Origin of the sequence: Paracoccus sulfuroxidans, assembly GCF_007830335.1 — a bacterium.
In the GTDB taxonomy this organism is placed as follows: Bacteria; Pseudomonadota; Alphaproteobacteria; order Rhodobacterales; family Rhodobacteraceae; genus Paracoccus; species Paracoccus sulfuroxidans.
On record NZ_VLKU01000001.1, the window covers coordinates 507,479 to 515,726 of the forward strand.

6 protein-coding genes are annotated in these 8,248 nt (G+C 63.5%); 5 read left to right on the forward strand and 1 reads right to left on the reverse strand.

Going from position 1 to position 8,248, the window contains the following annotated elements:
* The first annotated feature begins 130 nt into the window (after nucleotides 1–130).
* Nucleotides 131–2,158, forward strand: coding sequence for a TonB-dependent receptor plug domain-containing protein (locus IQ24_RS02470; protein ID WP_242007872.1), 2,028 nt, complete (start codon nucleotides 131–133; stop codon nucleotides 2,156–2,158).
* 45 nt (nucleotides 2,159–2,203) lie between these two features.
* Here IQ24_RS02470 and IQ24_RS02475 read toward each other — a convergent pair whose 3' ends face one another.
* Entirely contained in the window at nucleotides 2,204–3,208 is a 1,005-nt protein-coding gene (locus tag IQ24_RS02475) for a type I glyceraldehyde-3-phosphate dehydrogenase (protein WP_145396108.1), read from the reverse strand.
* Nucleotides 3,209–3,460: 252 nt separating this feature from the next.
* On the opposite strand from IQ24_RS02475, the gene IQ24_RS02480 reads away from it, so the two are divergent.
* The 4 genes from IQ24_RS02480 (at nucleotide 3,461) to IQ24_RS02500 (ending at nucleotide 8,246) form a co-directional block, all read left to right on the forward strand.
* Nucleotides 3,461–3,985: a GNAT family N-acetyltransferase gene (locus tag IQ24_RS02480; protein ID WP_145396109.1), complete on the forward strand. Its 525-nt coding sequence runs from the start codon at nucleotides 3,461–3,463 to the stop codon at nucleotides 3,983–3,985.
* 359 nt (nucleotides 3,986–4,344) lie between these two features.
* A complete protein-coding gene (locus tag IQ24_RS02485) occupies nucleotides 4,345–6,081 on the forward strand; it encodes a trimethylamine N-oxide permease (protein WP_199756459.1) in 1,737 nt (578 codons plus the stop codon).
* Between the two features lie 379 nt (nucleotides 6,082–6,460).
* Nucleotides 6,461–7,561, forward strand: a complete 1,101-nt coding sequence (locus IQ24_RS02495; protein ID WP_145396111.1) for a Lar family restriction alleviation protein — start codon at nucleotides 6,461–6,463, stop codon at nucleotides 7,559–7,561.
* A gap of 133 nt (nucleotides 7,562–7,694) precedes the next feature.
* Entirely contained in the window at nucleotides 7,695–8,246 is a 552-nt protein-coding gene (locus IQ24_RS02500) for a hypothetical protein (RefSeq protein ID WP_145396112.1), read from the forward strand.
* Nucleotides 8,247–8,248: the final 2 nt, after the last annotated feature.

Genomic DNA, 8,248 nt, shown 5'->3' on the forward strand with positions numbered 1-8,248 from the left:
TCATACATAACGATTCGCGACAGCACGAGGCGAAAAGCCCGCGCAGAACAGGGACTGAGGAATAATGTCATATCTTAAACGACTTGCCTGGGCAGGTTGCGCCTTGCCATGCCTGATGACCGGATGGGCCATGGCGCAGGACGAGGCCCAGCCGACAGTCAAGGACGGCGTCTTCGTGCTGGGCACGATCGTCCTTTCGGGCAAGGCCGATGCCGATCAGGAGGTCAGCACCACCACGACCGTCACCGCCGAAGAGTTGCTGCGCACCAACCGCCAGACGCTGGATGATGCCATGCGCACCCAACCCGGCGTCAGCGTCGGCAACACCGGCGGCAGCCGGAACGAACGGCTGATCTATGTGCGCGGCTTCGACCGCATTCAGGTGCCGCTGTCGGTCGACGGCATCCGCGTCTATCTGCCTGCCGACAACCGGCTGGACTTCGGCCGCTTCCTGACCCCGGATCTGGCCGAGGTGCAGGTGCAGAAGGGCTATGTCTCGGTGCTGAACGGCCCCGGCGCGATGGGTGGCGCGATCAACCTTGTCACCCGCAAGCCCAGCAAGCCCTTTGAGGGCGAGGCCCGTCTGGGGCTTGAGGCTGGCAATCGCGGCGATCTGACCGGGCGCAGCGCCTTTCTGTCCTTCGGCACCAAGCAAGAGCAGTTCTATGCGCAGGGCAGTTATATGTGGCGCGACAGCGACGGCTATTACCTGTCGAAGGACTATCGCCCGACGCCCCAGCAGGGCCGCGGCTTGCGCGATTATTCCGACAGCCGCGACACGCGCCTGAACCTGAAGCTGGGCTATACGCCGAACGCGACCGACGAGTATGTCCTCAGCTTCACCCGTCAGACCGGCTCGAAAAACGCGCCCTATAACGTCGAGCAACCGGTGCGCGGCATCACGCCCGAGCCTCTGCCCGAGGGCCAAAGCTTCCAGCGCGACTGGAGCTGGCCGACCTGGAATCTGCAAAGCCTCGCCTTCTATTCGCATACCGAGATCGGCGGCAGCGGCTATCTGAAGACCAAGCTTTACTACAACACCTTCGATAACGTGCTGAAAGCCTATGACGACCATACGCACAGCACGCAGACGCAGCGCCGCAGCTTCAACAGCACGTACGACGATTCCGCCTATGGTCTCAGCCTTGAGGGCGGCGGCGATCTGGGCGCGTCGAACACCCTGCGCGCCGCGCTGCATTATCGCCGCGACCGGCATGACGACATCCAGCTGTCGCGCCCCGACGAGAATGACGAGCGCGATCCGACCAAGCGCAGCGATGAGGAGACCTGGTCGCTGGCCGTCGAGAACACCTGGCGCGCCAATGACCGGCTGACGGTGGTTGCGGGGCTCAGCTATGACCATTCTCGCGTGATCGAGGCCAGCCGCACCGATGAGGATATGGGCCTGCCGACCGGCAGCTCGCATGCGGTGAACTGGCAGATCGCTGGCTATTACGCCGCCGATGTGGGTGATTTCCACGCGAGCCTGTCGCAGCGCACGCGCTTCCCGACGCTTTTCAACCGCTACTCGACCCGCTTTGGCACGGCCGTGCCGAACCCCGATCTGAAATCGGAACGCGCGCTGACGGTCGAGCTGGGCTATAGCGGCGATCTGGGCCCGGTGGCGCTGGATGCGGCCATCTTCCACAGCCGCGTCAAGGACATGATCCAGTCGGTTCCCGTCGGCACCGAGCTGAGCCAAAGCCAGAACGTCGGCGATGGCCGGATCAGCGGTCTGGAACTGGCCGCGCGCTATGAGATCAGCCCCACGCTGATGCTGTCGGCGAACTACACCTATATGCACCGCACGATCAGCGATCCGGTGCGCGATGGGCTGCGCTCGACCGATATTCCGCGCCATGCGGCGAACATCCGGCTGGATTGGCAGGCGCAAGAGAACCTGACCATTTCGCCCTCGATCGAGATGAGCAGCGCGCGCTGGTCGGAAAGCGCCGTGCAGCCGCGTGACCCGACCGAGGTCGCCTATTCGAAGGTGCCGGGCTTCGGGCTGGTCAATCTCGACATGGATTGGCAGGTCACCGAGCGCGCCAATATCGTCTTCGGCATGCGCAATATCCTCGACAAGAACTATGAGCTGGTCGAGGGCTATCCCGAAGCCGGGCGCAGCGTCTTCCTGACCTCGCGCGTGACGTTCTAAGCCAGAAGAAGCGCCGCGATCCTGGGGATCGCGGCGTTTTCCAAGTCAGGCTGTCTGGCGGCGCCCCATCATCCGCGCCATGTCCAGCATCCGGTTCGAAAACCCCCATTCATTGTCATACCAGCCAAAGACCCGCGTCAGCCCGCCGCTGACCGAGGTCTCGGGCCCCGCCATCACAATCGACTCAGGCCGTGCGCGCAAATCGCTGGAGACCAGCGGCCGGTCGGTCCAGCCGATCACAGGCTGGCGCTGGCTGGCGGCCAGCAGGGCGGCGTTGACCATCGCGGCGTCGACCTTTTGCGCCAGCACCACCGTCAGATCGATGCAAGAGACGCTGGCCGTCGGCACCCGGATCGCCCGCGCCGAAACCTTGCCCGCCAGATGCGGCAGGACCTTTCCGATCAGCCGCCCCGCGCTGGTCGTCGTCGGCACCATCGACAGCGCCGCCGCCCGCGACCGCGCCGGGTCGCCGCGCGGCTTGTCGACCGTCGGCTGGCTGCCGGTATAGCAATGCACCGTCGTCATCTGCCCCGAGACCACGCCGAATTCCGTATCCAGCACCTGCAAAAGCGGTGCCAGCGCATTGGTCGTGCAGGACGCGTTCGAGATGATGCGCTGCCCGGCCAGCGCCGCATCATTCGCGCCGATCACCAGCGTCTCATCCGCCTCATCCGAGGGGCCCGAGATCAGCACGGAGGCCGCCCCGGCCTCCAGCCCGCGCTCGGCCAGCGCACGTGAACCTGCCATGCCGGTGCATTCCAGCACGACATCGACGCCTGACAGATCAAGGCTGCGCAGATCGGAGCTGGAATGGAACGGAATGCCGCGGCCATCGACGATCAGGCTTTGCGGACCAGTCGCCACCTGCCCCTTCCACGGGCCGAAGACGCTGTCATATTCGAACAGATAGGCGCAGTTCCCCAGATCCTCGATGTCATTGATCAGCACCAGCTCCAGATCGTCATGGCTGCCCTGCGCCATGCTGCGCAGGATCGAGCGCCCGATCCGTCCGAACCCGTTCAATGCGAGCCTTGTCTTGCGTTCCGTCATCCCTGCCCCCGAACCTCGCCTCTCCTCGGCGCGGGGGACTGTGCCCCCAGTTCTGCGGCGGTGCAACCGGTGTCGGATCTGCATTTTTCCCGGGCAACGCGCCCGGTTGAGCGGCAGGACGCTACGTCGCAGCCAGACTGCGACATCTTGTAGCTGGCCCGGACGTTGACCTCATCTGATGGTGGACCCACATCCATTCCGACAAAAGCGCGGCGATAGGGGGCGCCGCCACACGGACGAAGGAGAAGACAGATGTCAGGGTTCCATCTGCCCATTCAGGCGGCCGACCGGCTGCTGGTCGAACGTCAGGGCAAGGAGTTTTCGTTGCGCGGCATGACCGAGGGCGACCGCGACCAGCATCTGGCCCATTTGATTCGCCTGTCCCCCGAAAACCGCTATTCCCGGTTCCAGCGCGCGATGAGCGATGCGGCGCTGGCGAATTACTCGGAAGGGATCGACTGGCACAGTACGCTGGCCTTCGGTGTTTTCGAGGGTGACACGCTGCGCGGCATGGCCGAGCTTTTCCCCTTCGAGGATGGCAAGGGCGGCGAGGTCGCCGTCTCGATCGAGGAGGACTATCAGCATTACGGCCTTGGTCGCCTGCTGGTTCTGGCGCTGCAATTGATTGCACGGCGCATGGGCATGCGGACGCTGCGGCTGATCTATCAGAATGAAAACGACGGGATGAAATCGCTGCTGGATGCGATGGGGGCCTCGGCCCAGCACAGCCCCGATGGCGCGATGGGCGTACTGTCGATTCCTCCGGCCCAGCCCTGAGGCGATTCTAGGGCGTTTCCGCCCTCGCGGGCAAGTGGGGCGGAAACCCCGCAATTTTCCTCATACTTAAGCACGGACGACTTAAGTCTGGCCCGGCCATCCGCCGCCAGTTTAGGTCTTGCAACCAACCCTCTGATCACAATCGCTTTAAAAACTTGCGGCAGATTGCCGCACCGAAATCCCGGCCGCCGCGTTCCCTTCCAGTGGATTTTTTTTCTTTTTAGGAAGGGGAAACCGCGCCACTCTTCGCCCTGCAATAAAAGGGGAGGAAGCGAGGCATGACAGATTTTCCGCAACCCACAGCTAACCGGCCAGCCGGGGGCGCCGAGGGGTCCCAGGCGGCGTCTGGCCAAAATGAAATGGTCAGGTCGCTGTCCTGGCAAGGGGCGTTCTGGGTGGCCGCCGGGGTGCCGCCGCTGGTCCTGTTCTCGATTGGCGGGATCGCGGGCGTGGCGGGCAAGGTGGCCTTCGTCATCTGGATCGTCTCGATGACCATGGGCTTCCTGCAGTCCTTCACCTATGCCGAAATGGCGGGGATGTTCGGCAATAAATCGGGCGGCACCTCGGTCTATGGCGCGACCGCCTGGATGCGCTATTCGAAGCTGATCGCGCCGCTTTCGGTCTGGTGCAACTGGTTCGCCTGGAGCCCGGTCCTGTCGCTGGGCTGCTCGATCGCCGCCGGTTACATCCTGAACGCGCTGTTTCCCATCCCCGACATCACCAGCCCGCAGGTGGCCGAGTGGATCGCCGCGCATGCCAATTCGATTGCCGCGACCGATCCGCGCGTCACCGAATGGCTGGCCGCGAACCCCGCTGGCACCAGTGCCGACGCGATCCGCGCGCTGCTGAGCACCGACGCCGTCGCCGCTCTGACGCCTGCCATCCGCACCTGGGAGGCCTTCAGCATCCAGCTTCCGGCACTTGGCACGCTGCATTTCAACTCGACCTTCGTGGTCGGCGTGCTGATCATGCTGACCATGTACACGATCCAGAAGCGCGGCATCGGCACGGCTGCGGGCGTGCAGAAGGTGCTGGCCATCGTCGTGCTGCTGCCGCTGCTGGCGGCGGGCCTGATCCCGATCTTCACCGGCTCGATCAACTGGAGCTATGTCACGAATATCGTGCCCCCGGCGGCGGCCTATTCTGCGGTCGATGGCGCATGGAACATCGGCGGCTGGACGCTGGTGCTGGGCGGGCTCTACATCACCGCCTGGTCGACCTATGCGTTCGAGACCGCCGTCTGCTATACGCGCGAGCTTCGCAACCCCAAGACCGACACGTTCAAGGCCATCTTCTATTCCGGCCTGCTCTGCATGCTGTTCTTCATGCTGATCCCCTTCGCCTTCCAGGGCGTCTATGGGCATGAGGGGCTGCTGGCCCCCGCCATCGCCGATGGCAGCGGCATCGGCGCGGCTCTGGGCGGGATGATCTCCTCCTCGGGGATCGTGATCCACCTATTCGTGCTTCTGATGATCCTCGCGCTGATGATGTCGATCATGACGGCCGGAGCAGGCTCGTCGCGCACCCTCTATCAGGGCTCGCGCGATGGCTGGCTGCCGAAATACCTCAGCAAGGTGAACGAGAACGGCGCACCGGTGGGCGCGATGCGTCAGGATCTGGTCTTCAACACGTTCCTGCTGGCGCTGGCGTCGGATCCGGGCGGCTATTTCTACGTCCTAGCGATCTCGAACGTGGGCTATCTGATGTTCAACTTCCTGAACCTCAACGCAGGCTGGATCCACCGCATCGACTCGCCGCATTTGGACCGGCCCTGGAAAGCGCCGAATGTGCTTCTGGCCTTCAACACCTTCTTGGCCTTCGTGAACGCGATGCTGCTGGGTGCAGGCGCCAAGGTCTGGGGCTATTCCAACGCGCTTTGGGCGGGGCTGATCTTTGCCGCGATGATCGTGCCGGTCTTCGCCTATCGCCATTGGGTGGTCGACAAGGGCCGCTTCCCGCGCGAGGCGATGGAGGATCTGGGCATGGACCCCGACGGCGACCTGCCCCCCGGGCGCGCCGGCATCCTGCCCTATCTGGCCCTGGCCGGAGGGGTCTCGGTGGTCCTCTTCTCGAACTGGTTCTTCGTTCCGGCCTGAGCCTGAGTGACGCGACATGAAATGGGGCGGCGCATCGGATGCGCCGCCCTTTTGCTATTCGCCCTTGTGGTGTGCCGTCTCTTTAGCACGCGAAAGGTTCAGCAAACCGAGGCGCCATTCGTCGCAACCCGACGAAGTCGGCCTTGCGGAATCGGATATAGAGGAAATTATGGTGGGCGGTGAGGGACTCGAACCCCCGACATCTTCGGTGTAAACGAAGTCGGGTATCCCCAACCTGTTGATATATGGAGCTAAGCGCGCGTTCTATCGAACTCGTAACGCCAATATATCCAAGGAACGCCAGCGCATCCCGGTTCAGCGAACCGAAGCGCGTTTCTTTTCTGGCTGCTGCAATCCCCTGAAACCCCAGGAGGATGGAATGAGCGAATTGGAACACGACACCCCCACCGCCCACGCGGGCGCACGTCAAGATTCCACCCCAGAGCAGGCCGCGCCGGAGCTGCTGCCGTGCCCGTTCTGCGGGGATGGCCAGATCGAGGACTGGGGCGAGGCCACATGGAGCCGCCCCACGAAAGGGATGCTTTGCACTTGCTGCGGAGCGCGCGGACCACGCGTCATGATGGAGAGAGGCGAAGAATACGACGCCTTTGTCGGACGGGTCAAAGCGGAGTGGAACCGTCGGGAAGCCGCCGACATGGCCGAATGCGCGGCGTTCTTCACTGGGTATGATGCTGGAGAAGGGGATGGCTGCGCCGATCTCGCCGCCCCCTCTGCGCCTGCCGAGGTCGAGGGGCTGGTGCTGCCAAAGATGTTCGGCGTGTGCCAGCACTGCATCGACTACGGAAATGCTGAGGAAGCAGGACACCACTTGGAAGACCTGCGTTGGGACGGTGAAGTGTGGTCTTGCGAATATTGCTGGAACCCTGACGAGAGCGAAAGCTGGGCCGATGCACCGAAAGCCGCCACCGCCCTGACCGCGCAGCAAGCCGAGAACGAGCGGCTGCGGGGAGAGCGGCAGGCACTGGCAGAAGCGATCTGCGGCGGTGAGGATTTCCCCGGATTGCTCGCGGCGACCTCGGTTGACGCGCTTGTCGATACGGCGCGCAGAGAGCATCGCTGCCACCGTGAAACGATTGATGCACGGTTGAAGGCAGAGTCCGCCATCGCCCACCTGACCGCCGAACTGGCCGAGGCGCGGGAGAAGAACGGGGCGCTGATCGAGAGGGCGGCGGACATTGCTGATACCTACCGGGACTCCTGCACTCCTGGCGGCATGCAGGCGATCAGTGACACGATAGCTTGCTCCATCCGCGCCCTCGCCACCGAAGCCGAGACCATCGCTCTGGCCGAGATCGTCAAGAAGGCCGTGGACGCAGAGACGCGGGATATGCGTAAGGCGCTGGAAGACCTCTTGAAAGCGCATGAAAGCGGATGGCCGGATAAGCAGGATTGGGGTGCCGGAGACCGCGCCCGCGCAACCATCGCCCGCCTCGACCAGCGCAAGGAGGCGGGCGCATGACGGAGTTCGCATATGGCTTTATTTTAGCCTCAACAATCTTCCTTCCGGTGCGCCTAACTTTAGGCGTATTCACGATCGCCTCATGGGACCGAAATGGTTTCAGGTGGGTGATGAAATGGAAAAGGTTTGACGAATGACCACCGCCTCAACCGCCACCCCCAAGCATGTAAGCGGCACGATCAGGACGCTGGAGTGGGTGCGCGCCGACTTGAGTTGCTGGGGCGAGAACGCTTCGGCTGGCCTGATAAAGTACAATCTCACATGGACCTACCGAGACGACCCGGAAGTGTGGTTCCGCGTGATCAGGTACCCGGACTGCAAGGTGATCTATGAAGGCGGCAACGAAGATGCGGCGTATGCAGCCGCTCAGGCCGATTACGAGGACCGCATCCTCGCCGCGATCCAGGCCGACCCCGAGCCGCAGCCGGTGGCGTGCAAAACGTGCAGCGACTTTGGCCTCCATGAGCACGCCCTCCAACCCTGCCGTGACTGCACCCAGTCCAGCGCGGGCACGGTGAGCGTCGAGGCGGCGGCGCGGGTCAAAATCGCGCTGAACGAAATCCGAGAATTGAACATGACGGCCACCGATGGGGACCGCCACCGATGGGCGAACTCCGATCTGATTGACCAGACTGTAACGGAGGGGCTTGTCGCCCTGCGCGCACTGGCGGGGGAGCGGGGATGAGC

What these genes read in the sequence shown, in the direction of transcription:
- IQ24_RS02470 (WP_242007872.1), top strand. Translation starts at nt 131, where the DNA reads ATGGCGCAGGACGAGGCCCAGCCGACAGTCAAGGACGGCGTCTTCGTG.
- IQ24_RS02475 (WP_145396108.1), bottom strand. Translation starts at nt 3,208, where the DNA reads ATGACGGAACGCAAGACAAGGCTCGCATTGAACGGGTTCGGACGGATC.
- IQ24_RS02480 (WP_145396109.1), top strand. Translation starts at nt 3,461, where the DNA reads ATGTCAGGGTTCCATCTGCCCATTCAGGCGGCCGACCGGCTGCTGGTC.
- IQ24_RS02485 (WP_199756459.1), top strand. Translation starts at nt 4,345, where the DNA reads ATGGTCAGGTCGCTGTCCTGGCAAGGGGCGTTCTGGGTGGCCGCCGGG.
- IQ24_RS02495 (WP_145396111.1), top strand. Translation starts at nt 6,461, where the DNA reads ATGAGCGAATTGGAACACGACACCCCCACCGCCCACGCGGGCGCACGT.
- IQ24_RS02500 (WP_145396112.1), top strand. Translation starts at nt 7,695, where the DNA reads ATGACCACCGCCTCAACCGCCACCCCCAAGCATGTAAGCGGCACGATC.